Source organism: Priestia sp. SIMBA_032, assembly GCF_046535215.1.
Taxonomy (GTDB): Bacteria; Bacillota; Bacilli; order Bacillales; family Bacillaceae_H; genus Priestia; species Priestia aryabhattai.
Genome location: NZ_JAWRXD010001409.1, coordinates 1 through 242, shown reverse-complemented (window position 1 = coordinate 242; position 242 = coordinate 1). Strand labels below are relative to the sequence as shown.

Below are 242 nucleotides of genomic sequence, written 5' to 3'. Positions count from 1 at the left end.
TGAAAATAAGTGAAGGTATTGATCTGGCAAAATCAGAAAAGAAATATAATTTTCTTTGTCGTTTTCTGCTGATCTATCAAAGATTACTTTTAGAACTTGATCATCTTCAGGCATCAAAAGATATTTTATATAAAGCTATAGAATACAACGGTTTAGTAGAGTTGACGGAAGATAAAGTAACAAATAATGTTTATATTCTTCTGGCAAAAGCTGATATTCTTGCAATAAATGATGCCAAAAAA

Annotated in this window: 1 protein-coding gene; it reads left to right on the top strand. The window is 28.5% G+C overall.

Annotated elements, in window-relative coordinates; genetic code table 11:
* A partial coding sequence (locus tag SB717_RS38950; protein WP_410908617.1) for a hypothetical protein occupies nt 1-242 on the top strand: 242 nt, incomplete at both ends.